Source organism: Amycolatopsis sp. NPDC104775 (assembly GCF_055583325.1).
In genome coordinates, this window is record NZ_JBVJOE010000002.1 from 1,003,136 (window position 1) to 1,017,189 (window position 14,054).

13 protein-coding genes are annotated in these 14,054 nt (G+C 68.7%); 4 read left to right on the forward strand and 9 right to left on the reverse strand.

The features are described from left to right. Positions 1 to 2,337: a molybdopterin cofactor-binding domain-containing protein gene (locus ACZ63D_RS13335; RefSeq protein WP_465354541.1), complete on the reverse strand. Its 2,337-nt coding sequence runs from the start codon at positions 2,335 to 2,337 to the stop codon at positions 1 to 3. A 184-nt stretch (positions 2,338 to 2,521) separates the two neighbouring features. Between ACZ63D_RS13335 and ACZ63D_RS13340 the strand changes: the two genes are divergently transcribed. Further along, on the forward strand, positions 2,522 to 4,141 hold the full coding sequence (locus ACZ63D_RS13340; protein WP_465354760.1) for a sigma-54-dependent Fis family transcriptional regulator: 1,620 nt from the start codon (positions 2,522 to 2,524) through the stop codon (positions 4,139 to 4,141). A gap of 129 nt (positions 4,142 to 4,270) precedes the next feature. Here the strand turns inward: ACZ63D_RS13340 and ACZ63D_RS13345 are convergent, their stop codons facing one another. The 6 genes from ACZ63D_RS13345 to ACZ63D_RS13370 all read right to left on the reverse strand — a co-directional run bounded on the left by ACZ63D_RS13345 (position 4,271) and on the right by ACZ63D_RS13370 (position 8,523). Beyond that, entirely contained in the window at positions 4,271 to 4,420 is a 150-nt protein-coding gene (locus ACZ63D_RS13345; protein ID WP_465354542.1) for a hypothetical protein, read from the reverse strand. Positions 4,421 to 4,789: 369 nt separating this feature from the next. Beyond that, positions 4,790 to 5,275, reverse strand: coding sequence for a hypothetical protein (locus ACZ63D_RS13350; RefSeq protein ID WP_465354543.1), 486 nt, complete (start codon positions 5,273 to 5,275; stop codon positions 4,790 to 4,792). Beyond that, positions 5,272 to 6,312: a DNA polymerase III subunit beta family protein gene (locus tag ACZ63D_RS13355; RefSeq protein ID WP_465354544.1), complete on the reverse strand. Its 1,041-nt coding sequence runs from the start codon at positions 6,310 to 6,312 to the stop codon at positions 5,272 to 5,274. The genes ACZ63D_RS13350 and ACZ63D_RS13355 overlap by 4 nt, the downstream gene beginning before the upstream one ends. A 54-nt stretch (positions 6,313 to 6,366) precedes the next feature. Continuing rightward, complete coding sequence (locus ACZ63D_RS13360; protein WP_465354545.1) at positions 6,367 to 7,206, reverse strand: DUF4111 domain-containing protein; 840 nt, start codon at positions 7,204 to 7,206, stop codon at positions 6,367 to 6,369. Between the two features lie 18 nt (positions 7,207 to 7,224). Continuing rightward, a complete protein-coding gene (locus ACZ63D_RS13365; RefSeq protein ID WP_465354546.1) occupies positions 7,225 to 7,833 on the reverse strand; it encodes a CatB-related O-acetyltransferase in 609 nt (202 codons plus the stop codon). Between the two features lie 60 nt (positions 7,834 to 7,893). Continuing rightward, on the reverse strand, positions 7,894 to 8,523 hold the full coding sequence (locus tag ACZ63D_RS13370) for a DUF5701 family protein (RefSeq protein WP_465354547.1): 630 nt from the start codon (positions 8,521 to 8,523) through the stop codon (positions 7,894 to 7,896). Between the two features lie 94 nt (positions 8,524 to 8,617). Between ACZ63D_RS13370 and ACZ63D_RS13375 the strand changes: the two genes are divergently transcribed. Both ACZ63D_RS13375 and ACZ63D_RS13380 read left to right on the forward strand, forming a co-directional pair. Next, positions 8,618 to 9,247: a TetR/AcrR family transcriptional regulator gene (locus ACZ63D_RS13375; protein WP_465354548.1), complete on the forward strand. Its 630-nt coding sequence runs from the start codon at positions 8,618 to 8,620 to the stop codon at positions 9,245 to 9,247. 201 nt (positions 9,248 to 9,448) lie between these two features. After that, complete coding sequence (locus ACZ63D_RS13380; RefSeq protein ID WP_465354549.1) at positions 9,449 to 10,972, forward strand: MFS transporter; 1,524 nt, start codon at positions 9,449 to 9,451, stop codon at positions 10,970 to 10,972. 123 nt (positions 10,973 to 11,095) lie between these two features. On the opposite strand, the gene ACZ63D_RS13385 is transcribed toward ACZ63D_RS13380, so the two are convergent. Together ACZ63D_RS13385 and ACZ63D_RS13390 are read right to left on the reverse strand one after the other, a co-directional pair. Then, complete coding sequence (locus ACZ63D_RS13385) at positions 11,096 to 11,941, reverse strand: SAM-dependent methyltransferase (protein ID WP_465354550.1); 846 nt, start codon at positions 11,939 to 11,941, stop codon at positions 11,096 to 11,098. An 84-nt stretch (positions 11,942 to 12,025) separates the two neighbouring features. After that, positions 12,026 to 13,171 (reverse strand): pyridoxal phosphate-dependent aminotransferase, encoded by a 1,146-nt coding sequence (locus tag ACZ63D_RS13390; RefSeq protein WP_465354551.1) that lies wholly within the window; start codon positions 13,169 to 13,171, stop codon positions 12,026 to 12,028. Positions 13,172 to 13,279: 108 nt separating this feature from the next. Between ACZ63D_RS13390 and ACZ63D_RS13395 the strand changes: the two genes are divergently transcribed. Further along, the gene (locus ACZ63D_RS13395; RefSeq protein WP_465354552.1) at positions 13,280 to 14,038 is read left to right on the forward strand and encodes a GntR family transcriptional regulator; all 759 of its coding nucleotides are present in this window, start codon (positions 13,280 to 13,282) and stop codon (positions 14,036 to 14,038) included. The last annotated feature ends 16 nt before the right edge of the window (positions 14,039 to 14,054 follow it).

Consider the following 14,054-nt stretch of genomic DNA (forward strand, 5'->3'; position numbering starts at 1 on the left):
TCAGTAGGTGTGGCTCAGGCTGTCGGTCGGCGATTCGGGAACGGGCGGGACGAACGACTTGACCTCGAAGCCGATCGGGTCGTCGTGGTTGATCGGGAACCGCTTCGGGACCTTCCCGGTCGCGCGGGCGTACGCGCACGCGACAGCCGCGACGGAACAGGCCACGCCCGCTTCGCCCGCGCCGCCCGGCTGTTCCCCGTTGGACGGCATCGCGATCGCGGTGAAGTCCTGCGGGATGTTCCACTGCCGGGTGTAGAAGTAGTTGTCCCAGCTGGCTTCGAGGAAATGCCCGTCCTTCAGGTGGACACTGCTGGTGAGCGCCAGCGCCAGCCCGTCGGCGAAACCGCCCATGATCTGCGCTTCGAGGCCGCGCGGATTGATCACCAGCCCGGCGTCGAGTGCGATGACCGCCTTTGTCACGCGCGGGCCGGTGACGCCGTCGCGGACCTTGCGGTTCACCGTCTCCGGGCGGCAGTCGATTTCCACCAGGCAGGCGCTCGCACCCTTGTATTCCTTGTGGATCGCGATGCCCTGTGCGGTGCCCGGGGCCATCTTCCTGCCCCAGCCGCCGACCTCGGCGACCTTGCGCAGAACGCCCTTCACCTTGTCGTTCTTGAGGAATTCCATCCGGAAGTCGTACGGGTCCTTGCCCATCGCCTTGGCCAGCATGTCGACCACCAGCTCGTTGGCGCAGCCGACGTCGGGCGAGTAGACGTTGCGCATCGACCCGGTGTTGAACCGCTGGTCGGTTTCGGTGAGCGTCTGGTCGACGACGCCGAAGTTGTACGGCATTTCCTGGCTCAGCACGAAAACCGCCTCGGCCACGCCGAGATTGCCCAGTCCGGTCGGGAGTTTCGTGGCCACCGAGGTGAGCATTTCGCCAAGCCCGTGGCGGAACGACGTCTCGACCGAGGTGTGCCGCTGCTCGAAGGTGAGCACGTTCCCGGCGAGCACGGTCGCGCGGATCCGCGACGTCGCCATCGGGTGCAGCCGTCCCTGCCGCGGTTCGTCGGCGCGGTGCCACATCAGCCGCACTGGCTTGCCGAACGCCTTCGACGCCTGCGCCGCTTCGATGGCGTGGTTGCCGAACAGCTTGTGCCCGAAGGAACCGCCGCCGGTGATGACGTGCACCTTCACCTTGCCCTGCGGCAGGCCGACCGCCTGCGCGACCTCGCCCTGGGTGACGATCGGCGATTTCAGCCCGGCCCAGATCTCCGCGCTGCCGTCGCGCACGTCCGCGACCGCGCAGTACGGCTCCAGCGCGGCGCTCGACCGGAACATGAATTCGAAATCCGCCTCGACCGTCTTGGCCAGCACCGGAACCTTCGGCACGGCCAGCGGAAGCTCGGCACGGCGCAGGTTGGCGAGCACGGATTCGTCGTTCTCGCCCTCGGCGCTGCCGGGGCCCCAGTCGACCTGCAGCGCGCGCACGCCGTCGATGCACTGGCCGAACGTCTCCGCGCGGACCGCGACGCCGGTCGGGATGATCGCGACGTCGGTGACCCCGGGCAGCTTCAGCACGTCTGCCTTGTTGCGGATGCCCTTCGGCGTGCCGTTGAGCGTCGGCGGACGGCAGATCATCGTCGGCAGCGCGCCGGGGATGTCCAGGTCCATCGCGAACTGCTTCTTGCCGGTCACGATGTCGAGCGCGTCGAGCCGGGTCTGCGGCTTGCCGAGCACCTTGAACTCGCTGGAGCCCTTGAGCTTGCTCGGATCCAGCTGCACCTGCTTGGTGGTGCTGGACGCGGCCTTGGTCGCGAGTTCGCCGTAGGTCGCGGTCTTGCCGTTCGGCGCGGTGACGACGCCGCCCTTGACGATGAACCGCTCCGCGGTGCCGCCGAGCAGGATCGCCGCCGCTTCGAGCAGCTGCTGTTTGGCGATCGCGGCGGCGACGCGGATCGGCGTGTAGGTCGAGACCGTGGTGTTCGACCCGCCGGTGAGCTGGTTGAACAGCAGTTCCGGACGCGCCGGCGCGAGCGTGACGTGCACCTTCTCGACCGGCAGATCCAGTTCCTCGGCGATGATCATCGCGGTCGAAGTAGTGATGCCCTGGCCGACTTCGGCGCGCGGAATCTCGAAGGACGCGCTGCCGTCCTTGTTGATCGTGACGGTGATCAGCTGCGACGTCGGGAGAGCGGCGTCGGTGAGCGCGTCGTTGAGGTCGTACAGCTCGGGAGGCTGCGGAGCGGACGGCACGGCGGCCGAGGCGGGAGTGGCGAGCCCGACGTCCGCGGCCACGACGAGCGTTCCGGCCGCGACGACGTACCCGAGGAACCCGCGCCGGGAAACGCCCGCGCGCTCCTTCCCGGTGTCCGGCTCGGAGTGACTGAGAGTCACGCTGATTCCCCTTTCGAGGTAAGGACCGCGTGCCGGAAAGCAGCACGTGCACGCGGGTGGTGGTGAGGGACCACCTTGCCGGGTGAATCCGGGTGTGAGTGTTCAAGTTCTGTACAGCGTCAGCGGAGAGCGATGGTTATCCTGCTGCGCGTCACCAACGAAGGTGGAGATCCGCGTGAGCTCGATGACGTCCGCGCGCACTGTCGCGCTGCGGGAACCGATCGCCCAGTCCTGGCGGCGCGCGTCGCTCGCCGGGGTGCGGCCCGAAACCGCGCTGCTCGACCTGCGGTGCGAGGAGGTCGACCCGGCCAGCAGGCTGCTTTCGGCGGCCGCGCCGGTGCTGGAGGACCTCGACGAACGCCTCGCCGGCACCGCGATGTCCACTGTGCTCGTCGACCACGACGGCAAGCTCGTCCACCGGTGGAGCGCGGACCGCGCCGCCGCGAACTGTCTCGATCAGCTGGGCATCGGGGTCGGCACCTGCCTGCTGGAGGACGAGGTCGGGACCACCGGTCCGGGCACCGCGCTGGAAACCCGGTCGAGCATCGTGGTGCACGGGGAAGAGCACTACGCCGAGGCGCTGCGCGGGTTCAGCTGTTACGGGCACCCGATTTTCCACCCGGTCACGCGCCGGCTGGAGGGCGCGCTCGACATCACGCTGCTGGCCGCTCAGGCGAACCCGCTGCTCGCACCGCTGGTCGCGAAGGCGGTCGAGGAGATCGAACGGCAGCTGCTGGAAGGCAGCCGGGTCTCCGAACGGTCGCTGCTGGCCGCGTTCCAGGCGGCGTCGCGCCCGACCCGGCCGGTGGTCGCGATCGGCCCGGACCTGTTGCTGTGCAACCAAGCCGCCGCGGACCTGCTGGAAGGCGCGGACGTCGCGCTGCTGTGGAACCTGGCGGGCGAGGCGGCCGGACCGTCCGAAATGGCGACTGAACTGCGCTCCGGCCAGCGTGCCCGCGTCCGTGCCGAACCGGTGCCCGGCGCTCGCGGCGGAATGCTGGTCGAGATCCGCCCGCTGAGCGCTTCCGAGGCCCGGCGGTCGCGCCACCGCGCCGCCGCCGCACCCGATCCGGTGACCGGGCACGTGCACATTTCCGGCCCGCCCGGGAGCGGCCGCACCACCGAGGCCAGGCTGCGCGTGCCCGAGGAACCGTGCGTCACGTTGACCGGCTCGGAAGCGGTGCTCGGCGGGTCGGCGGCCTGGGCCGCGCGGTTCGCCGACGCTGTTTCGGCTGGTACGGGAAGCATCTGCGTCGACGGCGCGGACCAGCTGCCAGCCGAACTGGTCGACCTGGTCACCACCCACGCCGCCCGCGGCGTCGGCCCGCACCTCGTGCTGACGACCGGCCCGCGCGAGGGACTGACCGGCCCGGAACGGGCGCTGATCGCCTCGTGCGCGGAGAACGTCGAGCTGCTGCCGCTGGCGCACCGGCCGGACTTCCCCGAGGTCGCGACGCGAATGCTGGCCGAACTCGGGGCCGCGCGGACCCACAACATCACGCCGGGCGCGCTGCGGATCCTCGGCTCGTACGACTGGCCGGGGAACCTGCCGGAACTGCGCGGCGTGCTGAGCCAGGCGATCCGCAAACGGTCCGCGGGCGCGATCAGCCCCGGAGACCTGCCGCCCGCCTTGGTGGCGGACGCTTCGGGGCACGAGCTGGCCCCGATCGAACGAGCGGAACGCAACGCGATCGTCGCGGCACTGCGATCGGCTGGCGGGAACAAGGTGCGGGCGGCGAGCACGCTGGGGATTTCGCGGACGACGTTGTATGCGCGGATGCGGGCGTTGAAGGTGCCGGGGTAGTCGTTCGGGACGCTGGGGCTTGGTGGGTGAGGAAAGCGTTGGCGTTGAGCCGGTTTTTCGATGGGTTCGTCGCTTCTCGGGGTGTGGTGCTTCGGGGCTGGGTGGTTAGTCGCGGGGTGAGTGTCCGGTTCACCGGCGAAACACTCGCTGGGACGCGTTGTCGTCGGAAAAACCCAGCGGTTGAGCCAGTTTCTCGATCGATTCGTCACCGTGGCTGAGGCTGGCAGGGCCGCGCCGGACCGCGTCCCGGGCCTCGTTGATCGGCATCTTCTCGGGCACGCGGCAATCGGCGCGACTGCTGGATGCTGGCCCCGAGCCGCTCGGCGATGTCGTCCGGCGCTGTGGTGCCATGCTCGGCAATGGTGTGGTCCGCGTGGGTTGAGCCGTACTCGCGGACGACTCAAAGCTAGCTGGTGGTTAACGGGCGGCTCCGCGCGATTTTTCTACCCGATCGGGTGACACGGCTCGGTCGGCGGTCTTCGGGCTACCGCCTCAGGGCGAGCCCCCCGGACTCGTTCGTCTCGGACCCGCCGACGACCATCGACGCGCGCGGCCTCAATCCGACAGCCCCCGTTCCAGCTATTCGACCCCGGGCCCCGCCGACGGCCACCGACGCGCGCGGCCCCAACCCGACAGCCATCTTTCCGGCTATCCAACCCCGGGAGCCGTCGGGCGTCGTTCGGTGGATCGGCGTTCGATGGCCTCCGCGACGCCGTCGATCGCCTGCCGGATCATCGCACCGTAGCCATCGTCGGCCAGTGCGTCCTGCCGGTTTCGCGCTGCCTCGACCTGCTCCGCCGCGGCGGAGAACGAGCCCAAGCGGCGGAAGTCGTCGGCCAGGTTCAGATGCAGTGACGGGTAGAAGCCCGCGATGCGAAGCCCGGCGTCATGGGCCTCGACCTCCTCGTCGGTCACCAGGGCCGCGGCGTCGAGGGCTCTGATATCCCAGACCAGTGCCTCTGCCGGGTCAGTGAACAGATCTGCCTGGTAGTGCGCCAGAACGCAGCGGTGGAACGGATCCCCGCCCGGTCCGATTTCGTTCCACAGTTCCTGCAGACGCGTCCGCGCGGCGTCCGTCGAGCCAGCTCGGCCCTGCGTCACCGCGGCGGTGATCTCGGCCATCGTGTCTGTCATCCGGTACTTCCTTTCACTGGCATGGCAAGAGTGGTCAGGTCGCCGTCGTCGGCGGAGCGCACGACGACCGGCAGGTGCGGGCCCGCGACGTCCAGCATCACGTCCGGGCCGACGGCGGTGCTGATCGCCGGGTGCAGGGTGCTGACGGCGAAGGCGAGCGTGATCGGCGGCCCGGTGACGTCCGCGGGGATGGTTTCGCCGCCTATCGTCACTGTGGTGGCGGAGAGGTCCAGCCGGATCTGCGGGGAGTAGTGGCGCTCCAGACATGCCACGAGCGCGTTGCGAGATATCACCGCCCGCGTAAGGACTTCTGGCAGAGACGCGAGCATCAGCCGGTAGTCGGGGAAGTCCTCGGCAAGCGTGCGACAGGTTCGTACCGCCCCCTCGTCGCCCTGGAAGCAGATCTCCTCGGCACGAACGCTCAGCCGCAGTTCGTGCTGACGGCGCGTCCACGGCATCGCGAGCCGCAGTTCGTCGGCATGGACGGTCGCGGTCCAGGCTGACTCGCTCGGTTCGGCTGGCCGCAGCGTGCGGGTCGACAGCCGGTACCGGTCGGTGGCGGTGAGCACGATCGCCTCGGGAGAGACTTCCAGGTGCACGCCGTTGAGCACCGGAAAGTCCTGCGTCGTCGCGGTCAGCACTTGCTCGACGGCAGCGGTGAACACCGGGCCGGTGACCTGGACTGACGGTGTCAGTGCGGCAGAATCCAGAGTGGCCTTCACCGTCGCAGCGGTTTCCCGCGCCTGCTGCACCTGAGATACCAACCCGGCGACGTGATCGTCGATGATTCGCATCGCCTCGGCGGGCTTGGCGGCGAGGACCGCGCTGACCCGCTCCAGCGGCAGGCCGATTTCCCGCAAGCGCCGGACGAGCAGCGCGGTCGAGACCTGGTCGGGGGAGTAATAGCGGTAGCCGGATTCCTCGTCGACCCGGATTGGCCGCATGAGGCCGCAATCGGCGTAGAAGCGCAGCGCGCTGGCGGTGAGGCCGCAGCGGCGGGCAAACGCGCCGATGGTCAGCAGGTCGGAGGTGGACACCTGCCCATCATCGGGCTTCAAGCAGCTTGAAGGTCAACCCGGGCGTGCCTCCAATTACGCCAGGGCGAGCGCGTCGTCGATGGTGGCGTCCAGGAACGCGAGAGTGTCGCGTCGCCGAGCAAAGGGATTACGGTAGCTGCGACGACCCTCCGCGCCTCCGGTGCGCAGGCTCAAGCTCTCGGCGATGATGCGATGCCATCGCGAGTCGAATTCCCTTGCCGCATAACGGCCCGCACCGCATTTGGACGTCAATTCCCCGGTAGCCAGCAGATGGTGCAGGCGGCTCACTCCGAGCACCGCCCACACCGGGAACCACGGACTCATTCCGATCGCGAGCGACAACGCGCTGGTCCGGCGGTTCTTCTCCCACCAAGGCCGCCAATAGCTGCTCAGGTTGCCGACTGTGAACTCGCGCAAGGCATCCCGATCCGCCCAGACGTCCAAGGTGGACGGTTCGGGCCCGCGCAGCGCGATCCCGTGCCTGGCGAGTTCGCAGAAGGTCACCGGGTTGAGGCCGTCCCGGCCCGCCGCGGTGAACCGGTTTTCTTGCGCGCACGGAACGTCCGGACAGCCATCTGGTCCGGTGGCGAGGTCAGACCAGGTCAGTACGGCTCCGTCGAAATGCGGCTTCGGGAACCGGGCCACCGTGGTGGCATGCGCCTGCCCCAGCGCTGAGATCTCACCAGGCTCAAGACGTCTGTCAGCGACCGCGACGAAATCGATGTCGCTGCCTGTGCTCAGCCGCCCGCGTCCGGCACCGCGGGCGTGGAAGTCGCCGAAGCAGACCGAGCCGACCAGGTAAAAACCGGTCAGCAAACCTGGCGCGGCCCGGTCCACTGTGGACAGAAACAGAGTGGTGCTTCGGCGGACTTCCTCTGGTATCTCACTCGGCACGTCTGCCACGTTACCGAGTCAGCCCAGTTCGGCCGCGGCTTTCGCCAGTTCGTCGACACTGCCGGACATCACTGTGCGGACGTGCCGGGTGAGGTGGTCCAGCGGCCAGTCCCACCAAGCGATCGCCAGCAGCCGTTCGACGTCCTCGTCGCTGTACCGGCGACGGATCAGCTTGGCGGGGTTGCCGCCGACGATGCCGTAGTCCGGCACGTCGTCGACCACGACGGCCCCGGACGCGACGACCGCGCCGTGCCCGATGCGGACGCCCGGCATGACCATCGCCCGGTAGCCGAGCCAGACGTCGTTGCCCAGCACTGTGTCGCCGCGGCCGGGCAGGCCGGTGATGACGTCGAAGTGCTCGGCCCAGTCGCCGCCCATGATGGGGAACGGGAACGTCGACGGCCCGTCCATCCGGTGGTTCGCGCCGTTCATGATGAACCGCACGCCCGTGCCGAGTGCGCAATACTTGCCGATCACGAGCCGCTCGGGCCCGTAGTGGTACAGCACGTTGCGGGTCTCGAAAGCGGTCGGCTCGTCCGGGTCGTCGTAGTAGGAGAACTCGCCGACGTCGATCAGCGGCGAGGTGACCAGCGGTTTCAACAGCACCACGCGCGGCTGTCCGGGCATCGGGTGCAGGACGTTCGGATCAGGGAAAATGGGAGATCTCCTTGGTGTGGCGATGGTATCTCAACGGCGGCCGGTGGCGGACCCGAAACTCAGCCAGGTGTGCCGGTTGCCCCACCAGCACCAGCCTACCTTCGGGGCGTTGCGGTGCTCGCTGCCGTCGCGGCCAGTGCCGTTGCTGATCCACAGCGCCGGCGTGCGCGCGTCGAACTTGCCGTTCTCCTTGCGCAGCCGGGAGCCGATGGTCATGAAGCAATGGTTGCGCTCGAGCACGGACGGCTGCTGCAGCACCCAGTGGATCCCCTCGGTCAGCAGCAGCGGACTGCGCCCGGCTTTCGTGATCGCGGGCAGGGCTTCCTCGGGACTCCAGTTGGCCATCTCGTCACCGCGGTCAATCCTGGTCACGAGGTACAGCGGCGAGTCGGGCAGGTCGATGTCGCGCGGTGCGAACTGGTCGACGTCCGGCATGTCGACGACGACGAACCCGGCTTTGCCTTCGCGGCGCAGCAGTGGCGCGAGCGCCGACGCCGGAGCGCGATCCGGGCGGATCGCCAGCAGCGCACCGTCCGCGTCGTTGTGGTCCTTGGCGAAAGTACGCAGGTCATCGGCGGAAAGCCGGGCGATCTCGGGCACCCCCAGCGCGATCAGGTGGTCGGCCTGGTCCGCGAGCGACGGGAGAGCGGCGATCGACAAGAGGTTCTCCTTCGGGCTATATTTACGTCGGTAGTAAAAGTATGCCGAGACGCCAGAAGGGTGTCAAGGTAAAATTACGTCGGAGGTAAATTTTTTGAGCGAGCTAGGCCTGCGGGAAGCCAAGAAGCAGGAGACGCGCCAGCTGATCTCCGACCACGCGACGCGGCTGTTTCTGGAGCAGGGCTTCGAAGAGACGACGATCGCCCAGGTCGCGGCGGCCGCGCGGGTCGCGAAGAAGACGGTGACCAACTACTTCGCCCGCAAGGAAGACCTAGTCCTGGACCACCAGGACGAATTCGTCGCGACCCTGGCGGACGCCGTGTCGGCGCGGAAACCCGGGGAGTCCGCGCTCGCGGCGCTGCGGCGGGCGTTCGAGGCCGCGGTCGCGGCGAAGGATCCGGTGATCGGCTTCGCGGGCCTGGAGTTCAGCCGGATGATCGCCGACAGCCCGACGTTGTCCGCCTGCCTGCGCGGCCTGCACGAACAGCGCGAACGGGCCTTGGCGGACGCGCTGGCGGACGCGGTGGGCAGCTCCCGGTCGGACCTCACCGTCCGGACCGCGGCCGGGCTGCTAGGGGCGGTGCACCACCTGCTGTTCCAGCGGATCGAGGAGCTGACCCTGGCCGGACGGCCGGTCGACGAGGTCGCGGAAACGGTCGCCGCCGAGGCCACGCAGGCGTTCGACTTGCTGGAACCCTCGCTCGGGGACTACGCGGTGGCCTGATGCGGCTGGTACGAGACGACGTCACCTGAAGCTGCCACCCAGCCAAGGCGCCTCAAGCGGTCTCGCCGAACACCTGGCTGACCAGCCTCCCGACCTGCTGTATCAACCCGCGCGAAGAAAGTTTTCCCCGCGATGTCGATCCGCGCGCACCCCGATCGTCGCTTGAGTGAGACGACCGGAAAGTGACCAGGGGAGAACGAAATGAGTGCCGGACGACGCGAGTGGCTGGGCCTGGCGGTGCTGGCCCTGCCGACCGTGCTGTTGTCGCTGGACATGAGCGTGCTGCACCTCGCGGTTCCGCACCTCGCCGCGGATCTGCGGCCCTCGGCGACGCAATTGCTGTGGATCATCGACATCTACGGCTTCATGATCGCCGGGTTCCTCGTCACGATGGGGACCCTCGGCGATCGGATCGGCAGGCGGAAGCTGCTGATGATCGGCGGCGGGGCGTTCGGGCTCGCGTCGGTCGCGGCGGCGTTCTCGACCAGCCCGGAAATGCTGATCGCCGCGCGCGCCGTGCTCGGGATCGCCGGGGCGACGCTCATGCCGTCGACGCTCGCGTTGATCAGCAACATGTTCCCGGACGCCAAACAGCGCGGCACCGCGATCGCGGTGTGGATGAGCTGCTTCATGGGCGGCATGGTGGTCGGGCCGGTCGCGGGCGGGTTCCTGCTGGCGCATTTCCGCTGGGGTTCGGTGTTCCTGATGGGCGTGCCGGTGATGATCCTGCTGCTCGCGACCGCGCCGAAGCTGCTGCCGGAGTACCGCGACGCCTCCGCCGGACGCCTCGACCTCGCCAGCGTCGGACTGTCGCTCGCCGCGATCCTGCCGGTCATCTACGCGCTCAAGGAAATCGCCAAAAACGGCTTGTCCCTGACCGAAATCGCCGTCCTCCTCGCGGGCCTCGGCGTCGGCGCGGTGTTCGTCCGGCGGCAGCGCGGGCTGGAACACCCGCTGCTGGACCTCCAGTTGTTCCGGGTGCGCGCGTTCAGCGCGGCGGTGGCGATCATGCTGGTCGGCGCGGTCACCATGGGCGGCGTGTTCCTGCTGGTCAGCCAGTACCTGCAGCTGGTCGCCGGGCTGAGCACGGTGGCCGCCGGGTTGCTGCTGGTGCCGCAGGCGCTCGCGGTGGTCGCCGGATCGCTGATCGCGCCGCGGCTGGCGCGCCGGTTCCGTCCGGAATTCGTGCTGGGCTTCGGAATGCTGGTGGCGGCGGCGGGAATCGTGTTGTTCACATTCGCCAGTGGTGCCGGCGGCGTGACGTTCGTGGTGCTGGGCATGGCGATCGCCAGCTTCGGGATGGGGCCGCAGGGCGTGCTGTGCACCGAAATGGTGGTCGGTTCGGTCCCGCCGCAGCGGGCTGGCGCGGCGTCGGCGATGTCGGAGACGAGTGCGGAATTCGGGATCGCCATGGGGATCGCGGTGTTCGGCAGCGTCGCGACGGCGGTGTATCGCGGCCAGATCGCGGTCCCGGCTCACGTGCCCGCGGCGGCGGCCGCCCAGGCGACCGACAGCATGGCCGGTGCGGCCGAAGCATCGGCAACGCTGCCCGGTGCGATGGGGGAGCAATTGCTGGCGACCGCGCGGGAAGCGTTCAGCTCGGGACTGCACACGGTGGCCGGGATCGGTGCGGCGATCGTGGTGGTGTTCGCGGTGGTGGGGATGGTCGCGCTGCGGCGTTCCCCGGCGGCGAAGGAGAAGGAACCGGTGCCGGTCGCGGCGTGAAGTTGTGGTGCGGCAGGGGTTTTCGCACGCGCTTCGGGTGATATGTCACTGCGGGCCGGTGTTCCTGCCAGGCGGCAAGCCTGACCGGGACACCGGCCCGCAGTGGCAAAACCTCTTGTGCGGTCAGGGTTTCCGCGCGACCCCGATCGCCACGATCCGCTGCGCGACCGTCGGTTCGCCCAGCAGCGGGCCGTCCGGCCACCATTCGACCACCGGCACGATTTCCGCCGGTTTGTTCGGTCCGCTCGGGATCAGCTCCAGATCGTGGAACAGCGCCTTGATCTCGGCGCGGGTGCGGGACGAGACGTCCTTCATCGACCCGTTGTGGACCGACTCGACGATCCCCTGCACGACTTCGTCGTCCTCGGAGCCGTCGTGGGCGTCGAGCAGGTGCGAGATCGCCACGTACGAACCGGACGGAAGCCGGTCGATGAATTCCTTCGTCACCTTTCCCGGAAGATCGCGGTCGCCGGTCTGGTGGTGCAGGGCCAGCAGGAACAGCACCGCGATCGGCTGGCTCCAGTCGAGGTGCTCGGTGACCGTCGGGTGGTCGAGAATGCTCGGCGGGTCGAAGAAATCGGCCTGGATGTATTCGGTGAATTCGTTTTCGTCGAGCAAAGCCCGTCCGTGGCTGGCCACCACCGGGTCGTAGTCGACGTAGACGACTTTCGCCTGCGGGTCGGCCCGCTGGACGATCTGGTGCACGTTCTCCGAGGTCGGCATGCCGGAACCGCAGTCGATGTACTGGCGGATTCCCGCGTGGTAGGCGAGGAACCGGCAGACCCGGGTCATCAGGTGCCGGTTGACCCGCGCGGTTTCCGCGATGTCCGGCATCACCCGGGCGGCTTCCCTGGCGACCTGCCGGTCGATCTCGTAATTGTCTTTCCCGCCCAGCAGATAGTCGTAAACGCGGGCGGCGCTCGACTGGTTCGGGTTGACCCCCGGCGGTGCGTTGACGGCGTCGGTCACGACGCGTACCTCCCGCGTGTTGACACGGTGATAGATGCCATACCGAGAGTAGCGGACTACCCCGGAGTCGCGAAACCGGTTCGGCTATGCCTGGAGCAGGGCGTGTTTCACCCCGCTGACCAGCTCTTCCAGCACCGGTTCCGGTGCGCCGAAGGTGAGCCGGACGTGGGTGTCCGGGGCGTGCAGGTCGGCGCCGCGGATCGCGGTGATTCCGTTGCGCAGCAAGGCTCGGTCGATGTCTTCCGGGGTGTCGCCCAGCCGGCCGCAGTCGGCGAGCAGGAACGCGCCGCCGCCGGGGCGCACCGGGGCGGGAAGCCCGCTGGCCGCGATGCCGTCGCACACGAGATCGCGTTTTCGCTGGTACGTCGCGAGTTCGCGGTCGAGCCATTCGCGCGGGCCGGTGAGGGTGGCGACCGCGGCGTGCTGCGGGACCGCGCCGCAGCACACGGCTTCCCATTGCAGGCGGCGTTCCATCGAGTCAACGATTTCCGGCGGAGCCAGCACATAGCCGAGCCGCCAGGTGGCCAGCGCGTAGTACTTGCTGAGGCTGGTGACGGTGATCAGATGCGGCCATTCCCCGGCCATTCCCTCGATCGGATGGTGTTCGTTCCGATCGAAGGCGAAATGCCGCCACGAATCATCGGAGATCACGACAAGGCCGTGGCGGGCGGCGAGGCCGGCCACCGCGGCGATCGTTGCGGCATCGGGGAGGTAGCCGGTGGGATTGACCGGATTGCACAGGAGAACGGCACGGCTGCGCGGGGTGACCGCGGCGGCCATGCCGTCGAGATCGAAGGCCCAGCCCTCTCGGGACGGGACGTACGCGGGCACCGCACCGGATTCGCGGATCGCTCCGTCGAAGAAATACGCCGGGGTCGGCACGATCACCTCGTCGCCGGGTTCGAGGACGGTCCGCAGCACGAGGGAAAGCCCGTGCTGCGCGCCGTGCGTCACCAGCAGCCTGCGTTCGGGGTCGATGCCCGGGCCGAGTTCCGCGGCGATGGCCGACCGGAGTTCGGGAAGGCCCCGGCTGTCGCGCGGGTCGGGTTTGTCCATCGCCTGCCGGACGGCCTCGCGCACGTGCTCGGGCATTGGCAGGACCGGGGCGCCCACGAGCGGGAGCATCCGGACCCCGGTCCGGCGGGCCCGGTCGCGGGCGCTCATCGCGCCCAGCGCCGGGACGTCGCGGGAAGCGGGGAGAACCCAGGGGGTCGAGTTGCTTCGCGGCATGAAACCAGCTTCGCACACTGAGATATCAGTAGCAATAGTAGATATCTTTGGAGGTGCCTAGAGATGTCCGCGTGCTATATCAACCGCCGGTACTGGTATTCTGAAAAGGTGTCCGACATCCACACCGTCCTCGCCAGTCCCGCGCACATTCCCGCGTTGCTGCTGGTCGGCATGGACGAATCCGGCCTCGACCGGACCAGCCAGGCGTACCGGGCGATCCGGCGCCAGATCATCGATCTGACGTTGCCGCCAGGCAGCAGTTTCACCGAGACGTCGCTCGCGCAGCAGTGGCAGATCAGCAAGACGCCGGTGCGCGAAGCGCTGGCTCGGCTGCGGCGGGACGGGCTGGTCAGCGCACTTCCGCGCGCGGGCTATCTCGTCAGCTCGATCACGTTGCAGGACACCGACGATCTGTGCGGCCTGCGGTCGCTGCTGGCCGCCGAGGCGGCTGCCGAGGCGGCGCGCAACGGCGTCTCGGCGGCGGCGCTCGACCGGCTCGGAATCCTGTCGGAAATCTCGGCCAGATACGTGGCGGGCGAAACGAAACTCGACGACTGGCTGCCGGTCGGGATCGAATTCGAGGCCATCATGGCCCATTTCAGCGGCAACAACCGGCTCGTCAAAGCGCTCGTCGACGTGCTCGACGAATTGGAGCGGGTGCTGCGGCTGGTGCTGATGATGGCCCCGGACGTCGCGAGCCCGCCGGGTGAGCTGCAGGCGATCTTCGAGAGCCTGTGCGACCGGGACGAACAGGCAGCGCGCTCCTCGATGCTGGCCCGGTGCGAGCGGGTGCGCCGCGACGTGCTCCAGGTGCTGACCAAGAGCACGTCGGTCAGCAGGGCGAACATCGAAATCCCGCTGAGGTGACCGATGCGGCCCGGGG

Excerpts from the sequence above, each read along its gene's own strand:
- ACZ63D_RS13380 (WP_465354549.1), top strand. The coding sequence starts at position 9,449 with ATGAGTGCCGGACGACGCGAGTGGCTGGGCCTGGCGGTGCTGGCCCTG.
- ACZ63D_RS13340 (WP_465354760.1), top strand. The coding sequence starts at position 2,522 with ATGACGTCCGCGCGCACTGTCGCGCTGCGGGAACCGATCGCCCAGTCC.
- ACZ63D_RS13365 (WP_465354546.1), bottom strand. The coding sequence starts at position 7,833 with ATGCCCGGACAGCCGCGCGTGGTGCTGTTGAAACCGCTGGTCACCTCG.
- ACZ63D_RS13390 (WP_465354551.1), bottom strand. The coding sequence starts at position 13,171 with ATGCCGCGAAGCAACTCGACCCCCTGGGTTCTCCCCGCTTCCCGCGAC.
- ACZ63D_RS13350 (WP_465354543.1), bottom strand. The coding sequence starts at position 5,275 with ATGACAGACACGATGGCCGAGATCACCGCCGCGGTGACGCAGGGCCGA.